The following is a 23,470-nucleotide window of genomic DNA, read 5'->3' as shown; positions in this document are numbered from 1 at the left end:
CTCACGGCTGCGTTCCTTGAAATTCTTCCTGAAGATAGCTGGCCACCTGGGGCGGACGGAATACGTTAAGGCGGGCCAGGGCCTCGATGCCAGGGCCGCGCAACTGGCATTCGAATACGCCCATGCCGTTGTCATCCTGCAGCGAGCGACTTGCGCGGATATGCAGCTCGGCACCGGCCGGGAAGCGCTCGACATTGCACTCGTACTTGCGCGTGCCGAGCAGAAAGCCCAGCTCCACCGGCTCGCCGCGCAGGCGCGCCTGGCAGCCAGCGTAGGCGGCGACGCTCTGGGCCATCAGCTCAATGCCGACCCAGGCCGGCAGGCTGCCGTCCTCCAGATTAAACAGACCGCCGTCGCGCACGCGCAGTTGGGTCTCGATGTCCTCGTCGCCAAAGCGCAGCACCTGATCAATCAGGATCATATCGGCGGCGTGGGGGATCAGTTCGGCGATTGACCATTGGCTCATGCGGGTTCTCCTGCTTCACCCAGCTCTTCACCCAAGAGCAGGCTGATATTGTTGCCACCAAAGGCGAAGGAGTTGCTCATCAGTCGGCGTGGGCGGTTGTTGTTCAGCGGTGTGCCGGGCGCCACCAGATTCAGCGCCGGCAAGGCCGGATCAGCCTGGCCGTCCCACAGGTGTGGGGGCAGCAGTCGCTCTGGGTTGTATTCGCTTAAGGTCAACCAGCAGAAAGCCGCTTCCAGCGCCCCAGCCGCGCCGAGTGTATGACCGACCATGGGTTTGCTCGATGAACAGGGCACACCATGGGGGAAGACAGCCTGTACGGCCTGGCTTTCCATGGCGTCATTGTGGGTGGTGGCGGTGCCATGCAGGTTAAGGTAGTCGACCTGCTCAGCGCTGATCCCGGCTGTAGCCAGGGCCTTGCGCATGGCGGCCTGGGCGCCGAGGCCGTCGGGCTGGGGGGCGGAAATATGGTGGGCGTCCGAGCAGGCGCCGCCGCCAAGCAGGGCGATTGATACGGCACTCCGTGCTGCACTGCCAGGCAGCGCTTCTCTGGTCATCGGCACTTTAGTCATTAAGAACAGCGCCGCCGCCTCGCCGATATTGATGCCATGGCGATTGACCGAGAACGGGTTGCAGCGCTCGACCGAGACCGCTTCCAAGGCGGAAAAGCCATTCAAGGTCAGACGGCACAGGCTGTCCACGCCGCCGCAGATCACCGCATCGCACAGGCCGAGGTTGAGCAGACGCTGCGCGCTCAGCAGCGCGCGGGCGCCCGAGGTACAGGCGGTGGAAATACTGAAGCACGGCCCGCTGAGGCCCAGCCAGTCACTGAGGAAGTTCGCCGGTTCAGCCAGCTCCTGTTGCGCATAGTGATAATGCGCCGGCAACTCGCCCTCTTTGAGGTAGGTGGCGATGCTCTGGCTGGCTTCTTCGATGCCCGAGGTGCTGGTGCCGAGTACCACGGCTATACGCTCGGCACCGAAGCGGCTGATGGCGGCGCGCAGCTCCGGCTCGATTTCCAGTGCGGCGGCCAGTAGCAGCTGGTTATTGCGGCTCGGCGGATGGCCCGGCAGGTCGGGTAACTCTGGCAGGTTTCCGGGCACCGCTCCGACGGTCAGTGCGCGCTCCGCTACCCAGCCGCTTTGCGCTTGCATGCCGCTGCTGTCGCCGGCAAACAGCGCTGTTGCCACCGTCTGCTTGCCTTGGCCGAGGGCGCAGTTAAGGCCCAGTGCGTTGAGGTAGACCGGCATCAGGGAATCTCTTCGTCGGCGAGGGCATAGACCCGGTAACTCAGTTCCGGGCCCTGGCTCAGGGTGAAATCCAGCGGCGCGTGGTAGTCGATCAGCCAGTGCGGATTAAGCAGGCGCTGACCGTCGGCCAGTTGCTGCCAGGTGTCCGGCGCGTAGCTGGCGGGCAGCTGGTCGATAGGTGTAAGGGCGAACAGCAGGGCGGCGAACAGCTCCTGGGCTTCGCTATTGGGTGGTAGCAGCCCATCGGCGCGCCACTTGCCATCTTCCAGCAGTTGCCGCGCCAGGGGGATGCCAAGGGGATCGAACAGCGACCAGCGCAGTGCCGACTGTTCTGTCTGCACCACCAGCCACCAGGTCTGCTGATCCGCACCTTGCTGGCGTTCGACGCGCAGCGATGCGGGCAGTGGCGTGTCGAAGGTCGGTGCGCTTAGCGGCAGCGGCGTGTGGGCGGCGCAGGCGCTGAGCAGCAGGCCAAGGCCAAGCAGGAGGAGGCGTTTCATGCCGGCGTTGCCTCCAGCGGCTTGCGTGCCACCACGTTGACCAGGGTTTCATTGCGTTGGCCGACTGGCTTGGGCTTCATCAGGCCCCAGCGTTCCAGCAGGCCGAAGTCCTTGGAGCGGCTCCACCACAGGTAGGGGTAGGAGATATTCTCGGCGGCAAACTCGAAGCCCTGGCCGCGCAGCATGGCCAGATAGCCCTCAGCGCTTTTCTGCACATGCATGGGGTGGCGGAACAGCCAGCGGATCACCCAGGTGTCGATGTAGTACTGGGTCGACTCGGCAAACAGCAGGTAACCGCCCGGCTTGAGCACGCGCCAGAACTCGGCCAGGGCCTGCTCCTGCTCGACCAGGTGGTGGAAGGTCTGGTGGCAGAACAGTAGGTCAACGCTGGCATCGGCCAGGTCGATGGCCGCGCAGTCGCTGGTGAGCAGCTGCACCTCCAGGCCCAGGCGCTCGGCCTCGGCGCGTGAGCAGTCGAGGCTGTGTGGGTCGGCGTCCAGGCCAATCATCCGCGCCGGTTTGAACGCCTCGGCGAGCAGGCCGAAGGACTTGCCCTGGCCGCAGCCGGCATCCAGCAGTACCGGCGCGTCCGGCAGCGGAGCGGCGAACAGGTCGCGCAGGTCATTGATCGCCACGCGCAGTACATGGTGCTGCCAGACGTGGCTCTGCAAGAACCAGAAGCCGAAGCGGGTTTCCTCGACGTAGGTGGCGGCCGGGTTGGTCATGATGGTCCTTATCAGTTAGTGGCGCAGAGTTCGGCGAGTACCCGCAGGCGGCGGCGCGGTTCGGCGACATAGGGGTTTTTCTGATCCCAGGCGTAGCCGGCGAGGATCGAGCTGATCATCCGGCGGATTTCCGGTTGGGCTTTCTCGAAATAGATCACGTCCTGGAAGCTACCGTCGTACCAACCCTCGACATACACGCGGAAGGTGTCGACGCCGCGCTTAAGCGGCTTGGCAAAGTCCTGCTCCCAGTCCACCGTCTCGCCGCTGAGCTGGCGGTGCAACAGGCCGGCGGCCATGCTTGCCGAGCGCATGGCGATGGTCACCCCGGAGCTGAACACCGGGTCGAGAAACTCCGCGGCGTTGCCGAGCAGGGCAAAGCCCGGGCCGTGCAGGGTTTTGACGTTGGCCGAGTAGCCGCCGATGGTGCGCGTGGGGGTGTCCCATAAGGCATTTTTTAGCACCTTGTGCAGGCTGGGCGTCTCCTCAATAAACTGCTTGAGGCAGGCGTCCAGGTCGTCTGGGCGGCCCTGGAAGCGGGTGGCATCGGCGACCACGCCTACCGAGCAGCGGCCGTTGCTGAACGGGATGGTCCAGAACCACACATCGCGCAGGGTCGGGTGGGTGGTGATGAGAATCTTCTCGCGGTCGAAGCCGGTGCCCTCGCTGCGGTCTTCAACGTGGGTAAACATCGCCTGGCGCACCGGGAAGCTTGACGGTGTGTCGAGGTCGAGCAGGCGCGGCAGCACGCGACCGTAGCCGCTGCCATCGAGGACGAAGGCGCATTCGATCTGATATTCGTGACCATCGGCCAAGCGGCGTACCGAGAGGCGCGGGCAGTCGCCGCTGCGCACGCCGCTGAAGTCGACGGCGAAGATTTCTTCTTCATAACGGATTTCCACGCCCTGCAACTCGGCCTGATCGGCCAGCAGCTTGTCAAAATCGGCGCGCAGTACCTGATAGGTCGAGCCCTGACCTTTGGTGAAGGTGTCGCGGAAATCGAATTCGGTATAACGCTCGCCCCAGCCAAAGGCCGCACCATGCTTGGTCTGGAAGCCCGCCGCACGCACCGCTTCGAGCATCCCGGCTTCTTCGACGAAGTCCAGGCAATGCGACAGCAGGCTTTCGCCAATCGAGAAGCGTGGGAAGCGCTGGCGCTCCAACACCAACACGTCATGGCCATTGCGCTTGAGCAGCGCGCCGGCAATCGCCCCGGACGGGCCGGCACCTATCACTACGACTTGGCGTTGTTCGACTTCAAGAGACTTCATAGCGGCTTCTTGCCTCAAGTTTAGCGGCGTGTGGGTAAGCACCGGCCAGGGCCGGTAACAGGGTCGAAATCAGGCCCATCAGCATCAGTGCAAAATACAGTGTCGGGCTGATTATCTGCTGTTGCAGCAGCAGATTGAGAAAGATGATTTCAGTCAGGCCACGGGTATTCAACAGCAGGCTTTCGCGCCATTGCCCCGCATAGGCGCGCAGCTGCCCGGCGGCCCAGCTCAGGCCCAGCCAGTTACCGGCCAGTTTGCTGATGATTGGCAGCAGCAACAGCGCGCCGAACTGCCAGGCAGAATACCCCTGCCAGGCGTCGTGCCAGTCGATCTGCAGCAGGCCGAAAGCCAGAATCAGCGGCACCGCTAGCCAGGTTTGCAGCCAGCGCAGCACTCCGGCAGGCAGTGGCAGGCGTAAAGGCAGGCGTAGGGCCGTGAGCAACAGCAGGTAGGCGATGCCAAACACCAGGGCGTTCAGCTGCAGTTGTTGCATCACCAGCAGCAGGGCGAGAAAGCAACTGCCATTGAGCCGCGCCGAGCGCAGCGGAAGCAGCTTCAACAGCAGTGGCAGGCTGGCGGCCAGCAGCGGCCAGAGCAGGGGCGCCGGGTCGCTGCTGCCCTGGGCCAGGCCGAAGATCAGCCAGCAGAGTAAATCCATGATGATCGCCGCCTGCAGCAGCTGGCGAATCTTGGCCACCGGGTAGCCGAGGTGCTGCAGGTAGAGAAACAGCACCGGAATGGCGGTCAGGGCAAACAGCAGGCCCACGGCAAGATCGGCCAGCAGGCCTTGTGCCGGCAGCAACCAGACTGCGCAGGCCAGGCCGCAGAAGAACGGCACAAAGAAACTTGGCAGGGCGATCTGCAGGCTGCCGGGTTCCAGTTGCAGATCGACCACATCACTGAGGATATGCCCGAGCAACAGGCAGAAGGCCACGCCGTACAGAGGCTCCAGCCACACCGGTGCGAGCAGTTCGCTGGGGCCCAAACCCATTGGGGCAGTCCACAGCATCAGCAGCGGCAGGCCCAGGGTGGCCAGCAGCAACTGGCTGACAATCGGGATCAGGCGCAGGCGCTTGCCCAGCCAGGTCGCCAGGGCAAAGAGGGCGAGCAACGCCAGCCAGGCCAGGGCGATGGTCATAGCGTCTGCGCCTGGGTAGCTGTGGCTTGCCGGGTGCCGGCCCAGGGCGCGAGCAGGAAGCAGAACAGCAGGCCAAGGCTGATCGCCAGGCCGAAGTTGGCAATCGCCGGGGTGTCGCTGATCAGCAGCAGGCCGAACGACAGCCAGCTGGTCAGCGCCGACAGCAGGGTGCCGAGCAGGCTAACGGCAGGCCCACCGATGTTTTCGCGCATCAGGATGGCGTAATCGACGCCGATGGCAGTGATCAACAGCAGGCCAAACAGGCTGAACAGCGTCAGCGGCTGGCCCAGCCAACCCAGACAGGCCAGCGCCGCCATGGCCGCCAGCAGCGGCAGGCAGACCACCCGCAATGCGCCGCCGAGGCCGAAGGGCAGGCACAGCAATAACAGGATGGCGACGCTGGAGATAAGTTTCAGCTGGGCGGCGCTAAGTTGGGTGGCGCTAAACAGTGCGTTGAGCTCGCCGATCCGGTCCACCAGTTGCACCCCCGGCAGGCCCTCGACCAGCGGCTTGAGTTCGCTGCTGTTGCTAAGCCCTTGCAGGCTGACCAGCCCGGCCACACCAGCGGCGCCGTTCTTGCTATGAGCGCCCAGCCATAGCGGACGCCAGGCCTCGCCCAACGGGCTGGCCAGGGCTTGCTCAAGGCTGGCCTGATTGTTCTGTTGCAGCTCCTGCAATTCGTCATGCAGCGCGGCCGGCGGGACGCCCAGGTCGAGCAGCGGCTGCCAGTGCTGCGGCAGTGCACCGAGCGCCGCGCGTAGCTCCTGCAGCTGGCTGTCGGGTGCAACCAGTTGGCTGAGGGCGCGGTAGCCACGCAACTGACCGTTGTGTACCGCCTGATCCAGGCGCTGGCCCAGCGCCGCCTGGCGCTCCAGCAACTGTTGCGGATTTGCCGCGCGCACCAGAAAGAACTGGCTGGTGGGCTGTTGGCCGGTCAGCTCGGCAATGCGCTGGGCCTCGGCCAACAGTTGCGGCTCCTGGCCCAGCCACTGGCGCAGATCATTCTGCGTATGCAGCTGCCACAGGCCGCCGGCGCAGAACAGCAGCAGTAACACCAGCAGCGGCGCGCTACCGACTTTGCCCAGCAGACGTTCCTGACCGGCCAGCAGGCCTTGGCTAAAACTCAGCAGCTGCGGCGATGGACTTAGCCGCAGGCCATGTAGCCAGGCCGGCAGCAGGCATACCGAGCAGAGGTAGGCGGCAATCAGCCCGGCGGCGGAGAACAACGCGACCTGGGTCAGCGCCGGAAAGGGGGTAAAGGCCAGCGCTAGGTAGCCGATCAGGTTGGTGCCCAGGCTCAGGCTCAGGCCCGGCAGGGTGGCGTGCAGTGCGCCCCAGCTGGTCCAGCCGTCTGTGCCCTCAGCGTTGTTCCAGCTCTTACTTAAGTAGTGTTGCGGATAGTCGGCGGCCACCCCGACCAGGCTGGCACCCAGTACCAGGGTTAGGGCGTTGATCTGACCAAACACCAACACGCAGGCGGTGCAGCCGGCCAGTAGGGCCATGCCGATGGGCAGCAGGCTGACCAACACCCGCACACGGCGGAAGGCCAGCAGCAACAACAGCAAGGTGCCGAGCGTAGCGCCGCCGCCAATCAGGCTGATCTCGCGTGTGGCCTTGGCCTGCCCGGCGGCGGCATACAACACGCCACCAGCGGCCAGCAGTTGGCCGCCGGCTGTTTCGATCTGCGCGCGGGTGTCGGCGACCTGGGCGGCAATCAGCGGCGGCTCCTGCATATCGAAGGCGCTGCCCTGGGCGCTGGCGCGCAGCAGAGCCCAGGTCATGCCCGGTTGTTCCAGCAGCAGTGCGCCGCTGCTCAGGTCGGCCTGGATACGGCTGCCGGGATTCAGCGCCTGTTGCGCACGAACACCCAGGCCCAGCCAGTCCTGCTCGATGGGCAGCAGGCTGAAGCCGGCGAAGGTGTCGAATAGCTGGGCGGCGCGTTGTTCGATCAGTTGTTGCGGTTGTTCCAGCAGCAGTTGGCGATCTGCGGTCGGCAGCAGGGCCAGACGGTTGCTGCGCAGGTAGTCGCGCAGCGCCGCGAGGTCGCTGTCGACGCTCCACTGCACGTGGGCGAAGCGCCCGCTGCTCCGCCACTGCTCGCCCACCTGCTGCGCGAGGGCAATCGCCTGGTCGCGCTGCGGGTGACCGATCAATAGCAGCAGATCGCGGTTGAGCGGCTCCTGCATACGCTGTTCGGCCTGCTGCACCAGCGCATCGCCGCTGCCTGCGGGCAATAGCGCGAGCATATCTGCCGCTACGGGCGGGCCGTTGCGCCACTGCCAGGCGGCAAGCGCCAGCAGCGCCGCGAGCAGCAGCAGAAAGCCGCGCGGCAGCCAGCGTTCACTGCGCAAAGTCGCGCCGCTCCTGCTCACTCAAGGCATCACCGGCCTGGCTTTCCGGTAAGCGCAGCACGCTGCGGTCGCCCTGGGTTTCATGCAACTCGATACGCTGCACCAGCGCACCGCCATCGATCTGGATGCGGCTGAAGATCTGCTTAAGCAGCTGCGAACGGGGTGTAAGGCGCAGTTGCCAGACCTCGGCCGTGCCGCTTAGTTGCAGCTGGAAGTCTTTGGCAAGGCCGCTGTGGTCGCCCTTGAGCACGGCGAGAAACAGCCGGCTCTGCTGGGCGGCGACATCCTGGCCGGGCTGCTGTTGCCAGCCGCCGGGTGTGCGCTTGGCGATGCCCTGGCCGTCGATGCGGTAATCCTGTTTGAGCGGGCTTTGCAGTTGCCAGAGCAGGCCCAGCTCGCGGCTGAGGACAAACTGGCCGCGGCTGGTCAGCGGCTTTGGCAGGGCGCGCAGGTGTTTTTCCTGGATCAGCGGGCCGCGCACCACGGCAGGTTTGGCCAGCTGGGCGCTGAGTTGGTCGAGGTCGAAGGCGTGAGCCTGGGTGGTTAAGAGCAGTAGACACAATGCGCTTAGTGATCGGCTCATTATCGAGTTGAGCTTACGCTTGGGTTGCGCCCCCTCGGGCGCGTCACTTTTTCTTGCTTGCCCAAGAAAAAGTGACCAAAAAGAAGGGCCCCCCGACATCCGGGTCTCGCTGCGCTCGACTTCCCTCGCTCCATCACCACTCCAGGGGCCGGCGTACAAGGGCCGTCCCTGGCCCTTTACGCCTTTCGCCGCATCCATGCGGCTCATCCCCTTGCGTGGTGATTGCGCTCGGCCTTCTGACGGGGGCTTTCCCCGCTCCAACATCGCCGCTAGGCCGGAGCTGGTGCAGTTGCTTTTGATTTCTCTTTTTTCGAGCCAGCGCATAACTAAAGCTCGAAAGATGCCAGTCGGGCCAGGTTCCGGGGTCCCCTCAGGAGGCCGAGTGGAATCCCTGCGTAAGGGGTTGAGCGGTATGGATGCCGCGAGAGCTGCGATGGGCCAGGGATGGCCCTTCGCAGCGTGCCCCTGGAGCCGGGGTGGAGCGAGGGAAGTCGAGCGCAGCGAGACCCGGATGTGGGGCGCGCTTTCTCTTTGCGCGCGCAAAGAGATACGCAGCGAAGCGGAGTAACAGCCACAGGCTGACCCGAAGGGCGAGCGTAGCGAGTCAAGAACTCGTCCGACAGGACGAAACCGGTCATCGGGCCACGTAGCCCGGAGCCTGCCGAAATAACCGCCCCCAGGAACTCTCACGCCAACACCTTCTCAACTGCCTCGATCAACACCTTGGGCGACACGAACTGCATTTCGCGGGTGGCGATTTCCACCGCCACCTGCACGCTGCTGCCACGGGTCATGCGCTCGCCGGTAACGGCATCAGTGATCAGGTAATTGATCTTCAGGCGGTTCTCCCACTCCACCAAGTCGGCGCGGATAGTGAGCTTCTGGCCGAACTGCGCGCCGCGGATATAGCGCAATTGCAGGTCGATCACCGGCCAGGCGTAGCCGGCGTCGCGCATCTGCACGTAGTTGTGGCCGATCTTGTCGAGCAGGGCGCAGCGCGCTTCTTCGAAGTATTTGACGTAATGGCCGTGCCAGACCACTTCCATCATGTCGACGTCAAAGAACGGCACCTGCAGTTCGATTTCCGCCTGCAATACGCCCTTGCTACGCATAGAGCCTCCAGTGCTGGTCGCGGATGCGCACCAGGCACAGACGCAGCTCGGCTTCCAGGGCGCGGTCTTCGATCACCGGGTGGAAGTCCACGGCTAGTTGTTCGCGCATGGCGGCGACGGGTGCGGGAATATCGATCTTGCCGTCGCGCTGGCGCAGCCACACGCCCTGGTTGGCGGCCAGCAGGGTGGCGGCGGCGACCTGTTCGGTCAGCTCCAGGCTGCGCAGGGCATCGCGGGCGGCGATGGTGCCCATGCTCACCTTGTCCTGGTTGTGGCATTCGGTGGAGCGCGAGAACACGCTGGCCGGCATGGTGTTTTTCAGCGCTTCGGCGGTCCAGGCGCTGGTGCCGATCTGCACCGCCTTGAAGCCGTGGTTGATCATCGCGCTGACGCTCGGCGCGCCGGACAGGTTGCTCGGCAAGCCATGGTTGTAGCGGGTGTCGACCAGCAGGGCGAGCTGGCGGTCGAGCAGGTCGGCGACGTTGCCGACCAGGTTTTTTAGGCTGTCCATGGCGAAGGCGATATGCCCGCCGTAGAAGTGCCCGCCGTGCAGCACGCGTTCTTCTTCGGCGTCGATCAGCGGGTTGTCGTTGGCGCTGTTCAGCTCGGTTTCGATAAATTGGCGCAGCAGGCCCAGGCTGTCGGCCAGCACGCCGAGCACGTGCGGCGCGCAGCGCAGCGAGTAGCGGTCCTGCAGGCGGTGCAGCGGCGCGGTCGGCGCGTCGATGGCCAGGTCCTGGCGCAGCCAGGCGGCAACCTGCATCTGCCCCGGGTGCGGCTTGGCGGCGAACAGGCGCTCGTCGAAGTGCTCGGGGTTGCCTTCCAGCGCCACCACGTTAAGCGCGGTGATGCGCGTGGCCAGCTTGAGCAGGTAATCGGCGCGCGAAAAGGCCTGGCAAGCCAGGGCGGTCATCACCGCGGTGCCATTCATCAGCGCCAGCGCTTCCTTGGGGCGCAATGTTAGCGGCGTCCAGCCGAGTTCCTTATGCACATCTGCTGCGCTGCGGCGTTCGCCTTTAAACATCACCTCGCGCTCACCGCTAAGGGTGGCAGCGACATAGGACAGCGGGGTCAGATCGCCACTGGCGCCGACCGAGCCTTCTTCCGGGATCAGTGGCAGCACATCAAATTCGAGAAACGCCTGCAAGCGTTCGAGCAGCTCCACGCGTACCCCGGAAACGCCGTGGCACAGCGACTGCAAGCGTGCGGCGAGCACGGCACGGGTACTGGCTTCATCCAGGAGCTTGCCCAGGCCACAGCCGTGGAAGGTGTAGAGGTGACGCGGCAGCGCCTCGACTTGGTGCAGCGGCACGGCTACGACGCAGGAGTCGCCGTAGCCGGTGGTAACGCCGTAGATCACGCCTTCCTTGTCCAGCAGGCTGTCGAGAAAGCGCGCGCCCTTGGCAATTTTTTCGCGGTAGGCGGCGTCGTTTTGCAGCTGCGCCGGGGCACTGCGGTTGGCCAGGGCGACAACCTGCTCGATGCTCAAGGGGCGCTCGCCAAACACGATGGGATCAGTCGTCATCTTCATTCCAGAACGGGTAAAAATTGAACCATTGCAGGGGGGCATCCAGGCAGCGTTGCGCGAGCTGGTCGGCGTAGCGCTGGGCCCAGTGGCGAATCACCTCATCCCGTTCGCTGCGCTTCCACTGCAGGCGCTCGGCGAAGGGTTCGATGATCACTTGATAGCGTTCATCGATTTTCAGGCAGTGAATTAGATTGACCGGACATTGCAGCAGCCCGGCCAGCAACCATGGGCCTTGTGGGAAGGCCGCCGGTTTGCCGAGAAAATCCACGCTGACCTTGCGGCTGCCCTTGAGCGGCACGCGGTCGCCGGCAATTGCCAGCCATTCGCCGCGTTCCAGGCGCTCGGACAATTGCAGCATGATCGCCGCGTCCAGCTCACTGACTTGAATCAGACGCAGGTGGGTGGCACCGGCCTCGCCGAGCAGGCGGTTGAACTGTTCGGCGTGTTTGGTGTGCACCAGTACATTCATTGTCACCTGCTCGCCGAGCTCGGCCAGGGCGCGGCAGACCTCCAGATTGCCCAGGTGTGCGGCTACCAGCATCTGCCCACGGCCTTGTCGGTGCAACTGAGCGCAGGCGTTGCTTGGGTCGATCAGGGTCACCTGTTCCAGGCCGAGCTTGCCATTCCACACGTCGAGCTTGTCGAGCAGGGCGTCGGCGAAACTCATAAAGTGGCGCAGCACTGACAGGCGGCTAGGTTGCAGCTCGGCACGGCCGCTCCAGTTGGCCAGATTGCGTTGGTACTGGCGGATGCTGCGCCGCGCCTTGGCGCCGAACAGGTAGAAATACAGCACGATCAGGTACAGCAGCGGGCTGATCAGTCGGCGGCCAAGCAGGCGTGCCAGCCAGGCGGTGAATTTCATCAGGACAAAACTGCCGCGCTCGCGCTGTCTGGCCCAGTGCTGCTGATGACTCATGCGCGCCACCTGTGCCAGAGAATCAGCGGCGCGCGCAGCAACATGCCGAAGAACAGCTTGGCGTGCATCTTCGAGATCAGCGCGTTGTCATGCCACAGGCGAAAGTGCGAGAGGCCGTCGAGCGGGTAGTGCACCTTGGTTGGCAGCCAGTGCATGGGCTGATTGCGCCAGGCCAGGCGCACCAGAATCTCGGTGTCGAAATCCATGCGCTTGCCGATGTTTACCGTGTCGATCAAGGCCAGGGTGGCAGGCAGCGGATAGACGCGAAAGCCGCACATGGAATCGCGGATGCTCAGCGATAGGGTGTTGATCCAAACCCACACGTGGGTCAGGTAGCGCGCGTAGAGGCGGCCTTTCGGCACGCTTTCGTCGTACTGCGGGTAGCCGCAGATCAGCGCCTGGGGTTCCGCTTGTGAGGCCTGGATAAAACGCGGCACGTCGCTGAGATCGTGCTGGCCGTCGGCGTCCACCTGAAGCGCATGGCTGAAACCCAGGCGCGCCGCTTCACGTAGGCCGGCCATGACTGCACCGCCCTTGCCCTGATTGACTGCCAGGCGCACCAGGTAGCAGTCGGGTTGCTCGATAAGCTGATCCATCACCGCCGCACAGGCCGAGCTGGAGGCATCGTCTACCAGCACGCAGGGCAGACCGGCGTTATGCAGAGCAGCAACCACCACGTGCAGCGCGTGCTCGTGGTTGTAGACCGGAATAACCGCGCAGGGCTTATGCACTGGCAGTTCCCAGCAGAATCCGTCCGGACGAGCAGGCTGCTTCGCCATTGCGGAAGGCGAAGTACAGCTTGCCGCGCGCATCGTCGAAACGCAGGGTCAGCTGCAGCTGATCACCGGGGCGCACCAGTTGCTGGAATTTCAGCACTTCCATGCCGCTGAAGCGTGGCGGCAGGTCCTTGATCAGGCGGCGCGCGAGTTGCTGTGCCCAGTCGATCTGTACCACGCCGGGGAGCACCGGGGTCTGTGGGAAGTGGCCGGTAAAGTGCGCCAAATCCAGCGGCACCACTAGCTGCAGCTGCCATTCGCCATCCTGCTCCATGGCAGACAGTGGCTCTACCTGAGTTGGTCGTGATTCGGCCAGCAGCCACTCTACTTCGGCCTGGGCCAATTTGCCCTGACTGTTGTAAGGCAACTGGGCAAGCAGGCGCCAGCGTCGGGGCAGGGCAATCGCTTCGCAATGGCCTGCTAGGTGGCGGCGCAGGGCTTCTGTAACGGTTTTGCGCCCCTGGTTGCGCAGGGCATGTAGCCCCGCCGGGCTCAAGGCGACCAAGGCGCCTAAGTAGGCGCGCCCTTCCTGCACCACGCCGAGGCGCGCGTCGCTGAGCCATTCGTGGCTGCTCAGCGCCTGTTCGAGCATGGGCAGGGAGATTCGTTTTTCTTCCAGTTTGATAATCCGGTCCAGGCGGCCGCACAGGGCAAAGCGGCCATCGGCCTGCAGTTCCACCGCATCGGCGGTCTGCTCGCGGTGGCCGACCGGTAGATACGGCGAGGTCAGGTGCAGGGCACCTTCGGCGTTTTGTCCCAGGTCGATGCCGGCAAACGGCGTCCACAGCTCACCGCCCTGACGCCAGGCGATGCCGCCGGTTTCCGAGCTGCCGTAGATTTCTGTGGGCCATTGGCCAAGCAGCGTGTGCAACTCGGTGGCGGTTTCGGCTGGCAGCGCGCCGCCGGAGGAGAACACCTGACGCACTGCACGCAGCGCTGGCCAATTAAGGTTGTCGCCCATTCTTTTTAGTAGCGCGGGGCTGGCCACCCAGACGAAAGCAGTGCCGGTTGCCAGGCTTTCGCGCTGCAAGTCTTCAGGAAACGGCTGGGCACTGCGCAGAAAAGCGCGGCCGGCACACAGCGGCCAAAGCACGCGAAACAGCAGGCCGTAGATATGTTGGGTGGCGACGCTGCCGAGGATGGTCGCGTCGCCCAGTTGCGCGCCCCATAGCTGCTCCAGGGCGGTGACTTCATTGGCCAGTTGACGCAGGGATTTTTCGATCAGCTTGGCTTCGCCGCTGGAGCCGGAGGTGCACAGAGTCAGCTGGCATTGGTCGAGATCGAGCGGGGCCGGCGGCAGTGCAGCGTTGTTTGTATCAAGCAGGCCGTCAAGCGTAGCGACGCCCGAACTGTCCAGCCACAGGTCGCACTGCGCACTCAGACGCTGGCGGGTGTGCGGCTGGGCATCGGCCGGCAGCAGTACGGCAATCCCGGCGCGCCAGGCGGCCAGCAGGGCGATGGCCAGTTCAGCGGCATCGTCGAGGTACAGCGCCAGGCGTTTTACGCCACGGCTTTGCAACTCAGCCGCCAATTGCAGGGTGTGTTGGCGCAGCTGTGGGTGATCCAGATCCGTGGTTATTGCACGGCCTGGGTGGGCGTCGAGCAGCAGGTGCTCGAGGGGCAGCCAGTTCATTCATGTCTCCTTACACGCTGGCGCACCAGCCACTCTCCGGCAAACAGCAGGCCCATCAGGCCGTAGGCGATCAGCCCGGTATACAGCGTCCACCAGCTCAGCGGCGCCCAGAAATTCAGCGCCACCACCACCAGGCCGTTGGCCAGGAAGAACCAGGCCCAGACCGCGGTAACCAGGCGCGTGTAGCGCACCGCCACCTCCGGTAGCTGTGGTTCAGTCAGACGTGCCAGGCGCTCGATCAGCGGCGGGCCGAACTTCAGGCTGAGGCCGAACAGCGCCAGCAGCAGGCCGTTGAGCAGCACCGGATACCAGCGCAACAGTTCTGGCTCACCGGCCACGCCGAGCAGCAGACAGAAGCCCAGGGCCACGGCAGTCATCCAGCGGTTGCCGGGTTTGCCCCATTGGCTTAGCGCACGCACCAGCCACAGGCCGCCGAGCACGGCGGCGAACAGGCGCGGCGACAGGTGCTCCATGCCGTAGTACACGGCAAAGGGGTAGAGCAGCCCGGCCAGCAGCAGGAGCAGGCCAAATAGGCGGCTCATTATTCGCTGGCTGGGGCGTTGACCAGCTGCAGCACCGCCTCGACCACGTCACCGACGGTGCGCACCGCCTTGAACTCTTCGGCGGCGAGCTTCTTGCCGGTCTGACGCTTGATATGGTCGATCAGGTCTACAGCGTCAATGCTATCGATCTCAAGGTCCTGGTAGAGGTTGGCTTGCGGCGTAATGCGCTCGGCATCCAGCTCGAACAGCTCGACCAGCGCATCGCGCAGGGTCTCGAAAATTTCTTCACGGGTTTGCATCGGTGGCTTCCTCAGGCGGTCTGTTGCGATGACACGAATGCCGCCAGGCTGGCTACGTTGGCAAAGTGCTTACGGGTATCTTTGGCTTCGGCGTCGATCTTGATACCAAAGCGTTTCTGGATGGCCAGGCCGAGCTCCAGTGCGTCTACCGAATCCAGGCCCAGGCCTTCACCGAACAGGGTCAGGTCGGCGGCGATGTCTTCGGCAGCCATGTCTTCGAGGCCGAGGGCGTCGATGATCAGGTTCTTAATTTCCAACTGCAAATCGCTCATCTTTGGCGAGCTCCTTCATAAAGTGTTGGTGCAGAAAATCATTGAGTTTGCGTGAGGCTATCGGCGGCGGCCCCATGGCATTGAACTGTTGTGGGTCAATATCCTCGCCTACGCGCAGACGAATGTGAAAACGGCGCGACGGAATGCTGTACCAGGGTTCGGCTTTGGTCAGGGTGGTGGGGCTGACGCTGATCACCACTGGGGTGACGATGCGCGCGCCACGCAGGGCGATGGCCGCTGCGCCACGATGAAATTCCGGATTTTGCCCCGGTTTGGTGCGTGTGCCTTCCGGGAAGATCACCAGGGTCTGCCCGCTTTGCAGGGCACCGGCCGCCTCGTCGAGCATATCCATGCTGCCGCTGTTGCTGATGTAGTGGGCCGCGCGCAGTGGCCCACGCATGCTCGGGTTATCCCATAGGCTCTGTTTGACCACGCAGTTGGCGTCGCGAATAAATGCGATCAGCACCACCACGTCAATCAATGAGGGGTGGTTAGCGATGACCATCTGGCCCGGCTGGCCGAGGCGCTCAATGCCCTCAACCTCATAGGTGAGCACGCCGCTGCGGTACATAAAGCGTACAAACAGGTAGAAGGTCTTGCTCACCACGGCGCGGGCGCGGGTGCGCCGGCTCAGGGCATCACCCGGCAGCAGGGCCAGCAGCGGGAAAATCAGCACGCGCAGCAGCACCCCGCCGATACCGAACAGGCTAAAACTCAGGGCCGTGGCAATCAGCCGCCACCAATAGGGCGCGCTGTGCCGGCTCAGGCCTTGTTGCGAGACCAGGTCCATTCTCGGCTCTTCCAGTGGTGCTGTAAGGAGGGCTGGTCGCTGCACAGGGCACGGACCAGGTTAAGCGTATGGGGCCATGGGCTGCCGGGGCCGTCCCCTCGGCGGAGCTGCAGTTGCCAGTCCGCGCCTGGGGCCAGCAGCAGGCCAACGGCATAGGGGAACGGCACGTCATGAATAAAGGGGGTATAGGGCTGCGGCGGAGTTTCTTCGGCAATCACCAGCAGCACTGCCGGCGCGCCGTCGTGGAGCATGCCGCAGGCTTCCAGTATGGCGTTTTCCAGGCCGTCGCCGGCACCGGCCAGGGCGGTCATTTCGCTGTGATCGCCGCGCTGGATCGACCACAGGCCGATAATCGCGTTGTGCACCGAGAGACTGAACTGGGTCGGTGACAGCGGTTCGCTATGCGCCAGGTCGGTCAGAATGCTCAAGGTGCGCGGGGTTTCGCCGTGTCGGCTGACGAACACCATGGGCAATTGTGGATGCGTTTCGGCCAGCGGCCAGGCGACGTGGAAGGCCATTCGCGCCAGGCGGCTCAGACGTCGGCGTTGCATGGCCGGCAGGGCGCTGACATCCGGTTGTTGGCCAGTATCCTCCAGGCGTGACGGTGCCTGATGCCAGGCGCACCAGTCAGCCGTGCTGTCCAGGCCAGGGGCCCAGGCACGCCATTGTTCGATCCTGAAATGTGTCACGCGGTGCGCGTCCGTGTCGGCTACAGCCAGCCGCAACTAGCGGAGGGCTTGGCAGCAGGTGTGGCGAAGTGCTGGCATTATCCAGACCGCGCAGGCTGTGCGCAAATCCATGGCATAGCGTTCTGACCGGAGGCGCTGGGGTTTTGCCGAATATCTCGCCCTTGTCACGCACTTTGCATAGAATCCAAGCCCGTTTCGGGGCTTATGTGGGATTCAGGAGGGAGTTTTATGCGGCGCGTGATCTTCAATCAGAAGGGCGGAGTGGGTAAGTCCAGTATTGCCTGCAACCTGGCTGCGGTCAGCGCTTCACAGGGCTATCGCACGCTGCTGATCGACCTGGATGCCCAGGCCAACTCGACCCATTACCTCACCGGCCTGACCGGCGAGGACATTCCCATGGGCATCGCCGAGTTCTTCAAGGGCACTCTGTCGTCCACGCCGTTCGGCAAGAAAGGCAGCGTGGATATCTACGAAACGCCGTTCGATAACCTTCATGTGGTCACCGCCACCGCCGAGCTGGCTGATCTGCAGCCTAAGCTTGAGCAGAAGCACAAGATCAACAAGCTGCGCAAACTGCTCGAAGACCTCAGCGAGGATTACGAGCGGATCTACCTGGATACCCCGCCGGCGCTGAACTTTTACACCGTCTCCGCGTTGATTGCCGCCGATCGCGTGCTGATTCCATTCGACTGCGACAGCTTCTCGCGTCAGGCGCTGTATGGCCTGCTACGTGAAATCGAAGAGCTCAAGGAAGACCACAACGAGGGCCTGGAGGTTGAAGGCATTGTGGTCAACCAGTTCCAGCCGCGCGCCAGCCTGCCGCAACAGCTGCTCGACGAACTGATCGCCGAGGGCTTGCCGGTGCTGCCGGTCAACCTGATGAGCTCGGTGAAGATGCGCGAATCACACCAGGCCTGCATCCCGCTGATCTATCTGGATCGCAGCCACAAGCTGACCCAGCAGTTTGTCGAGTTGCATGACCTGCTTAACGCCAACTGAGCGTTAGCCCGTAAATAAAAAAGCTGCCTAGGCAGCTTTTTTATTGGCTGGTTCAGAGTCTATTGAAGATATCGCGAGCTAGAGCCATGCAAGGCGCTACGTTAGTAACAGCCTCCGGCTGGTCAAACAGGTGAGGAAGCGGAGTGTACTTTTGTACATGAGCATTCCGAACCTGTTTTCAACGCAGTAGGGCCGACGCGCAGCAGATCGTCAGCGGACGACGTAGATGTCGCAGGGCGCCTTATGCAGGAAATGCTGCGCCAGGCTGCCGAGCAATGCTTGCGACAGTGCGCTGCGGCCGTGACTACCGAGTACCAGCAGTTCGGTGTTGGTACTTTTCAGGCGGGCTTGCAGGCAGCGCAGGATGCCGCCTTGCTCCACTGAGTGGGTCAGGTTCGGGCCTTCTGCCGGAAGATTTTGCGCTTCATCTTCCAGCAACTGATCGATCAGGGCTTTCTGCGTGGCCAGTTGCGTTTCGATCTGTTTGGGCGTGCCCTTGTCTGGTTCGAACACATGCAGTGCATGCAGTTCGGCGTTTTTCGGCAGCAATCGATAGGCCTGGCCGAGGGCGCTGCAGGCGCAGAGCGAGAAGTCGATGGCAGACAGCGCGCGCTCATACGGGCGCGAGTCGTTACGTGCGACCAGCAACAACGGCACCGGGCAGTTGCGGGCAATGCGGTCGAGGCTGGTGCCGGAAAAGAAGTCATGGCGCTGGTGATGGCCGCCAAGTACCAGCAGGTCGCAGCCAAGCTTATTGAGCTGCTGCAGCACCATTTCCGAAGGCTTGATGCTCGTGCAGATTAACAACTCGCTGCCGGGCGGGGCGTATTGGGTCAGGCTGCGATCCAGCGCCTGTTTGGCCTGCTCGTGTTGCTGGCTGCTTTTGCTCGGGTCGAGCACATGCAGGATGGTCAGTTTGGCGTTGAATTGCTTGGCCAGCTGCGCCGCGCGGCACAGGGCCATGTCGGCAGTGTCGCGCAAGTCGTGGGCGATAAGAATGTGACTGGGCATGGTCGGCGTTCTCCTGCCGATGCATGTCGGCACATTTATTGTGACCTCGAGTCATAGCTGGACTTTTGACCCAGGGCAAGGTCAGGTGTCAGCGTGCGCGTAATTGATACAGGCCGCGACTCTCGACCACTACTTCACCACTCTCATCGGTCAGCTGCAACTGTAAAACATACTCGGCTTTGCCGAGTTCTGTTGCCTGCTTTTGCAACTGCTGGATTTCTTCCGCCGTAAGGCATGCCTCGACCCAGATATCGCCGCTGGCGGGGCGGCGAAAGCGCAGGTTCATTTCCTTAACGATGGGGTAAAAGCGCTGGGCATCGAAGCTGGTGAGAAACAGTGCGCCACCGGGAATTTCCGCCAGGGTGAACAGCGCGCCGGCGTACATGCTGCCGATATGGTTCTGGTTACCCGCCAGCGGCATGCGCAGACGCACATGGCCAGCTTCCAGCACTTCGGCCTTGAGCCCGCTGCGCTGGACAAAGGTGATCTGTTCTTCGGTGAGCTGGCGTACCAGTTCGATAGGCATCGTCATGCTTGGCTCCACACGTCCTGTTGTGCAGCCAGCCTAAAGGTTGGTCGTGAGCGCAGTAATGACCGCAATGCCTATGCGTAATTGACCGATTCGCTCAAATGCCCTGCTGGCGCAACCAGCCAAGCAGTTGCGGCAGGGGCAGCGCGCCACTCTGCCGGGCAACTTCCACACCGCCCTTGAGCAGAATCAGTGTAGGAATTGAGCGAATGCTCATTTCCGCCGACAGCTGTGGGTTGGCTTCGCTGTCCAGCTTGCTCAGGCGGCAGTGACCTTGCAGCTGCGCGGCGGCCTGTGCATAGGTCGGTGCAAAGCTGCGGCAGGGGCCGCACCAGCTGGCCCAGACATCAATCAGCAGCGGCAGGTCGCCCTTGTTCTGCGCATCGAAGTTGGCCTGGGTGAGCTCGAAAGGCGTGCTCGGCAGCACCTCGGCCTTGCAGCGGCCACAACGCGGCGCATCGCCCAGGCGTTCGGCGGGGATACGGTTTAGGCCGTTGCAGTGTGGGCAGGGGATCAGCAGGGGATTGGACATGGGCGACTCCAGAGGCGGTTATGCCTTATCTGGAGTCGCTTGCGCGGATATCAAGGGCGATCAGCCCGCTGCAGCGTCGAGAGCCTGAGCCAAGTCGGCGAGGATGTCGTCGCTGTGCTCGATGCCGATGGACAGGCGCACCATGTCGCGCGGCACGCCGGCGCGCTTCAGCTCTTCGTCATTCAACTGGCGGTGAGTGGTCGAGGCCGGGTGGCAGGCCAGGGATTTGGCATCGCCGATGTTGACCAAACGAACCACTAACTGCAGCGCATCGATAAAGCGCGCGCCGGCTGCCTGTCCGCCGACAATGCCGAAGGAGAGGATCGAGGCCGGTTTGCCGCCGCAGAAACGCTGCGCCAGGGCGTGCTCGGGGTGATCGGGCAGGCCCGCGTATTTCACCCAGGCCACCTGCGGATGATTTTGCAGGTAATGGGCGACCTTCAGCGCATTCTCGCAGTGGCGCTCCATGCGCAGGGCCAGGGTTTCCAGGCCTTGCAGGATGAGGAAGGCATTGAATGGCGACAGCGCCGCGCCGGTGTTGCGTAGTGGCACCACGCGGCAGCGGCCGATAAAGGCGGCCGGGCCGAAGGCCTCGGTGTAAGTCACGCCGTGGTAGGACGGGTCCGGCGTGTTGAGCAGCGGGAAGCGCGTCTGGTTATCCGCCCAGGGGAACTTGCCGGAGTCGACGACGATGCCGCCGATGCTGGTGCCATGGCCGCCGATGTACTTGGTCAGCGAGTGCACGACGATGTCCGCGCCATGCTCGAACGGACGGCAGAGGATCGGCGTGGCCACGGTGTTGTCGACGATCAGCGGCACGCCATGGCGGTGCGCAGCAGCGGCGAGGGCTGCGAGGTCGACGATATTGCCGGCCGGGTTGCCGATGGACTCACAGAACACGGCTTTGGTTTTATCGTCGATCAGCGCTTCCAGTGCGGCGATGTCGTCGTGGGCGGCAAAGCGGGTCTGGATGCCGAAGCGCGGTAGGGTGTGGGCCAGCAGGTTATAGGTGCCGCCGTAGAGTTTGGCCACCGAGACGATGTTGTCACCGGCTTCGGCGACGGTCTGGATCGCATAGGTGATCGCCGCCATGCCGGAGGCCACGGCCAGCGCGCCGACGCCACCTTCCAGTGCCGCCACGCGCTCTTCGAGCACGGCGTTGGTCGGGTTCATGATGCGCGAATAAATGTTGCCGGCGACCTTCAGGTCGAACAGGTCGGCACCGTGCTGGGTGTCATCGAAGGCAAAGGAGCTGGTCTGGTAGATCGGCACCGCCACGGCTTTGGTGGTTGGGTCGGGGCTGTAGCCGGCGTGGATGGCCAGGGTTTCCAATTTCATGCGCGCGTTCCTTCAGGGCAGATTGAAGGTTGGCAGCATGGAGAAAGTAGCAAGGCCCGGTCAATGCGCTAGCGCAATGAAACGGGCCCCAGGAGCCTGTCGGACTTGACACTGTTCTACTGCGGAAAAGCCGGACTTGGACATTTTTGCTGCTTTCCCTCGTTAAATAGCCAGCTATTCGCCTCGGAAAAGCAGAAAAACTGCCTCAAGCCGGGCTTCCCCTCGCTACGAACGGTCATGCCCGACAGGCTCCTAGTCTAGATCGATATATTCGCCGCTTATGCCGTCAAACCGGTGTCAGCGGGAAGAACCAGGGGATGACAAAGCTGGCCACGACCCACAGCAGCAGGTTGAGCGGGATGCCGACTTTCATAAAGTCGGTGAAGCGATAGCCGCCGGCGTTATACACAAAGGTGTTGGTCTGGTAACCGATCGGCGTGGCGAAGCTGGCGCTGGCGGCGAACATCACCGCGACCACAAAGGCGCGCGGGTCTACGCCCAGGTGCTGGGCCATGCCAATGGCAATCGGCGTGACCAGTACCGCCACCGCGTTGTTCGACAGCACCTCGGTGAGGATCGAGGTAAACAGGTAGATAAACGACAGCATCAGCAGCGGCCCGGCCCAGGGCATCAGGTCCATGACATTGCTGACCATCAGGCTGACCAGGCCGACTTTGTCCATGGCGATGCTGATGGCCAGCATGCCGAAGATCAGGCTGAGAATCTTCCAGTCCACCGCCTTGTAAGCGTCTTCCACATCCAGGCAGCGGGTTGCCAGCACGGTCACTGCGCCGATGATCGCCAGGCCTTCGATGGGCATCACACCGAAGGCCGCCAGCAGCATCACCGCCAGGGTGGCGATGATCGCGATCGGCGCTTTGTCGCGTCGGAAGGCGCGCTCCTGCACGGCGTTAAGACTGATCAGTTCGCCGTTGTCGGCAAAGCGCTTGATCTGCGTTGGCGTGCCCTCCACGAGCATCACATCGCCGAACTGCAATTCGAACTCATCCAGGTTGCCCTGGATATTTTCATCCTGACGGTGCACGGCAAGCACGGCGATGCCATAGCGCGCGGTGAGGTCAAGGTCGCGCATGGGGCGGTGACTGTAGCGCGAGTTCCGTCCGACGATGGCCTCGGCGAGGATCACGTCATGGCTGCTGATGGTTTCGAAGGCATCGCTGCGGTTGAAGATCAGGTGGCCGCTTTCGCGCAGCTCCACCACATCCTTGACCTGACCGTGCAAAACCAGCTGGTCGCCGGCAACCAACAGGGTGTCGTGGGCCGGTTCGGTGAGCTCCTGCTCGTCGCGGAAGATCTTCAGCACTTGCAGGCCGCTGCCGCCATTGAGGTTGGCTTCGTGCAGAGATTTTCCGATCACTGGCGAGTTCTGTGGCACCAGCAGCTCGGTCATAAAGGTGCGGTCGAGGTTCGGGCGCAGCTGCTTGGACAGCGTCTCGCGCTCGGGCAGCAGGTGGCGACCTATGGTCAGCAGATAGAGCATGCCCACCGTTGCCAGGATCAGCCCGGCACCGGTGATTTCAAACATGCCAAAGGGCTCAAGGCCAGCCTTGCGTGCTACGCCGTCGACCAGAATGTTGGTCGAGGTGCCGATCATGGTCAGAGTCCCGCCAAGGATGGTGGCGTAGGACAGTGGAATCAGCAGTTTCGAGGGCAGGGTGCCGGCGCGCCGCGCCAGGGAAATTGCCACCGGAGTGAGAATGGCCACCACCGGGGTGTTGTTGAGGAACGCCGAGATCACCAGTGCGGTGATGGTTAGCCCGGTGAGTACGCGAATCGGGCTGGTACCAACCAGATTCCCCAGCCAGTTACCGAGAGCGTCGATGCAACCGGTTCGTTCCAGTGCGGCCGAGAGCACGAACATGCAGGCGATGGTGACTGGCGCCGAGTTGCTCAGCACGCTGAGCACTTCCTTGGGTTCCAGTAGCTGGGTAATCAGCAGCGCCGCCACGGCGATGGCCGCGACAATGTCCGGGCTCCACTTCTCGCGCACAAAGGCGTACAGCACCCAGACCAGCAGGGCACCGACAAACAACAAGGGCAGAGGAAGAGAGTCCCAGAACATGAACATCCTTAGCGTAAGCGGGCGAATCTCGTGTGAGGTATCGGGCACGCCTATTTCAGACGGGGCGGCCACGCAAGGCGGAGAAGATAAGGGTTGCTGCTTAGAGAGTCTAAGAATGTTTGGAAAGGTTTATATGCCTTTTCGATTTAATAGATAAGGCTGTACCGGCTGCTCTAGCGTGG

At 63.2% G+C, this 23,470-nt stretch carries 24 protein-coding genes; 1 reads left to right on the top strand and 23 read right to left on the bottom strand.

The window, feature by feature from the left end; all coding sequences use genetic code 11:
• Position 1: 1 nt before the first annotated feature.
• The 18 genes from AACX99_RS00330 to AACX99_RS00245 form a co-directional block, all read right to left on the bottom strand.
• Positions 2-466 (bottom strand): hotdog family protein, encoded by a 465-nt coding sequence (locus AACX99_RS00330; protein ID WP_339408863.1) that lies wholly within the window; start codon positions 464-466, stop codon positions 2-4.
• Positions 463-1,713, bottom strand: a complete 1,251-nt coding sequence (locus tag AACX99_RS00325; protein ID WP_339408862.1) for a beta-ketoacyl-[acyl-carrier-protein] synthase family protein — start codon at positions 1,711-1,713, stop codon at positions 463-465. The genes AACX99_RS00330 and AACX99_RS00325 overlap by 4 nt, the downstream gene beginning before the upstream one ends.
• Positions 1,713-2,213 carry a hypothetical protein gene (locus AACX99_RS00320; protein WP_339408861.1) on the bottom strand — a complete coding sequence of 167 codons (501 nt, stop codon included), beginning with the start codon at positions 2,211-2,213 and terminating at the stop codon, positions 1,713-1,715. The genes AACX99_RS00325 and AACX99_RS00320 overlap by 1 nt, the downstream gene beginning before the upstream one ends.
• A complete protein-coding gene (locus AACX99_RS00315; protein WP_339408860.1) occupies positions 2,210-2,938 on the bottom strand; it encodes a class I SAM-dependent methyltransferase in 729 nt (242 codons plus the stop codon). Before AACX99_RS00315 ends, AACX99_RS00320 begins: the two co-directional genes overlap by 4 nt.
• Before the next feature lie 11 nt (positions 2,939-2,949).
• Positions 2,950-4,206, bottom strand: a complete 1,257-nt coding sequence (locus AACX99_RS00310; protein ID WP_339408859.1) for an NAD(P)/FAD-dependent oxidoreductase — start codon at positions 4,204-4,206, stop codon at positions 2,950-2,952.
• Entirely contained in the window at positions 4,193-5,344 is a 1,152-nt protein-coding gene (locus AACX99_RS00305; RefSeq protein ID WP_339408858.1) for a sodium:proton antiporter, read from the bottom strand. The genes AACX99_RS00310 and AACX99_RS00305 overlap by 14 nt, the downstream gene beginning before the upstream one ends.
• Positions 5,341-7,695 carry an MMPL family transporter gene (locus tag AACX99_RS00300; protein WP_339408857.1) on the bottom strand — a complete coding sequence of 785 codons (2,355 nt, stop codon included), beginning with the start codon at positions 7,693-7,695 and terminating at the stop codon, positions 5,341-5,343. Before AACX99_RS00300 ends, AACX99_RS00305 begins: the two co-directional genes overlap by 4 nt.
• Entirely contained in the window at positions 7,685-8,278 is a 594-nt protein-coding gene (locus tag AACX99_RS00295; protein ID WP_339408856.1) for an outer membrane lipoprotein carrier protein LolA, read from the bottom strand. The genes AACX99_RS00300 and AACX99_RS00295 overlap by 11 nt, the downstream gene beginning before the upstream one ends.
• A gap of 686 nt (positions 8,279-8,964) precedes the next feature.
• The gene (locus AACX99_RS00290) at positions 8,965-9,390 is read right to left on the bottom strand and encodes an acyl-CoA thioesterase (RefSeq protein ID WP_339408855.1); all 426 of its coding nucleotides are present in this window, start codon (positions 9,388-9,390) and stop codon (positions 8,965-8,967) included.
• Positions 9,383-10,915: an HAL/PAL/TAL family ammonia-lyase gene (locus tag AACX99_RS00285; protein WP_339408854.1), complete on the bottom strand. Its 1,533-nt coding sequence runs from the start codon at positions 10,913-10,915 to the stop codon at positions 9,383-9,385. The genes AACX99_RS00290 and AACX99_RS00285 overlap by 8 nt, the downstream gene beginning before the upstream one ends.
• Positions 10,905-11,834, bottom strand: coding sequence for an LpxL/LpxP family acyltransferase (locus tag AACX99_RS00280; RefSeq protein WP_339408853.1), 930 nt, complete (start codon positions 11,832-11,834; stop codon positions 10,905-10,907). Before AACX99_RS00280 ends, AACX99_RS00285 begins: the two co-directional genes overlap by 11 nt.
• Positions 11,831-12,565 (bottom strand): glycosyltransferase family 2 protein, encoded by a 735-nt coding sequence (locus tag AACX99_RS00275; protein WP_339408852.1) that lies wholly within the window; start codon positions 12,563-12,565, stop codon positions 11,831-11,833. The genes AACX99_RS00280 and AACX99_RS00275 overlap by 4 nt, the downstream gene beginning before the upstream one ends.
• Positions 12,558-14,243 (bottom strand): acyl-CoA synthetase family protein, encoded by a 1,686-nt coding sequence (locus AACX99_RS00270; RefSeq protein ID WP_339408851.1) that lies wholly within the window; start codon positions 14,241-14,243, stop codon positions 12,558-12,560. Before AACX99_RS00270 ends, AACX99_RS00275 begins: the two co-directional genes overlap by 8 nt.
• Positions 14,240-14,785 carry a hypothetical protein gene (locus AACX99_RS00265; protein WP_339408850.1) on the bottom strand — a complete coding sequence of 182 codons (546 nt, stop codon included), beginning with the start codon at positions 14,783-14,785 and terminating at the stop codon, positions 14,240-14,242. Before AACX99_RS00265 ends, AACX99_RS00270 begins: the two co-directional genes overlap by 4 nt.
• Positions 14,785-15,045 carry an acyl carrier protein gene (locus tag AACX99_RS00260; protein ID WP_170049506.1) on the bottom strand — a complete coding sequence of 87 codons (261 nt, stop codon included), beginning with the start codon at positions 15,043-15,045 and terminating at the stop codon, positions 14,785-14,787. Before AACX99_RS00260 ends, AACX99_RS00265 begins: the two co-directional genes overlap by 1 nt.
• Positions 15,046-15,056: 11 nt before the next feature.
• Positions 15,057-15,317: a phosphopantetheine-binding protein gene (locus AACX99_RS00255; RefSeq protein WP_090249897.1), complete on the bottom strand. Its 261-nt coding sequence runs from the start codon at positions 15,315-15,317 to the stop codon at positions 15,057-15,059.
• Positions 15,292-16,107 carry a lysophospholipid acyltransferase family protein gene (locus tag AACX99_RS00250; RefSeq protein ID WP_339408849.1) on the bottom strand — a complete coding sequence of 272 codons (816 nt, stop codon included), beginning with the start codon at positions 16,105-16,107 and terminating at the stop codon, positions 15,292-15,294. Before AACX99_RS00250 ends, AACX99_RS00255 begins: the two co-directional genes overlap by 26 nt.
• Positions 16,080-16,796, bottom strand: coding sequence for a beta-ketoacyl synthase chain length factor (locus AACX99_RS00245; RefSeq protein WP_339408848.1), 717 nt, complete (start codon positions 16,794-16,796; stop codon positions 16,080-16,082). Before AACX99_RS00245 ends, AACX99_RS00250 begins: the two co-directional genes overlap by 28 nt.
• Before the next feature lie 228 nt (positions 16,797-17,024).
• Between AACX99_RS00245 and AACX99_RS00240 the strand changes: the two genes are divergently transcribed.
• Positions 17,025-17,795: a ParA family protein gene (locus AACX99_RS00240; RefSeq protein ID WP_339408847.1), complete on the top strand. Its 771-nt coding sequence runs from the start codon at positions 17,025-17,027 to the stop codon at positions 17,793-17,795.
• Positions 17,796-18,005: 210 nt separating this feature from the next.
• Here AACX99_RS00240 and AACX99_RS00235 read toward each other — a convergent pair whose 3' ends face one another.
• The 5 genes from AACX99_RS00235 to AACX99_RS00215 all read right to left on the bottom strand — a co-directional run bounded on the left by AACX99_RS00235 (position 18,006) and on the right by AACX99_RS00215 (position 23,288).
• Positions 18,006-18,806, bottom strand: coding sequence for a universal stress protein (locus tag AACX99_RS00235; protein WP_339408846.1), 801 nt, complete (start codon positions 18,804-18,806; stop codon positions 18,006-18,008).
• Positions 18,807-18,894: 88 nt separating this feature from the next.
• Positions 18,895-19,338, bottom strand: coding sequence for a PaaI family thioesterase (locus tag AACX99_RS00230; RefSeq protein WP_339408845.1), 444 nt, complete (start codon positions 19,336-19,338; stop codon positions 18,895-18,897).
• A 94-nt stretch (positions 19,339-19,432) separates the two neighbouring features.
• Positions 19,433-19,867 (bottom strand): thioredoxin TrxC, encoded by a 435-nt coding sequence (gene trxC, locus AACX99_RS00225; protein WP_339408844.1) that lies wholly within the window; start codon positions 19,865-19,867, stop codon positions 19,433-19,435.
• 60 nt (positions 19,868-19,927) lie between these two features.
• Positions 19,928-21,205, bottom strand: coding sequence for a bifunctional O-acetylhomoserine aminocarboxypropyltransferase/cysteine synthase (locus AACX99_RS00220; protein WP_339408843.1), 1,278 nt, complete (start codon positions 21,203-21,205; stop codon positions 19,928-19,930).
• Positions 21,206-21,491: 286 nt separating this feature from the next.
• Complete coding sequence (locus AACX99_RS00215; protein ID WP_339408842.1) at positions 21,492-23,288, bottom strand: SLC13 family permease; 1,797 nt, start codon at positions 23,286-23,288, stop codon at positions 21,492-21,494.
• Between the last annotated feature and the right edge of the window lie 182 nt (positions 23,289-23,470).

Source organism: Pseudomonas sp. EA_35y_Pfl2_R5, assembly GCF_963970805.1.
Classification (GTDB): Bacteria; Pseudomonadota; Gammaproteobacteria; order Pseudomonadales; family Pseudomonadaceae; genus Aquipseudomonas.
The sequence above is the reverse complement of the archived record's forward strand: the minus strand, read 5'-3'. Positions and strand labels throughout refer to the sequence as shown.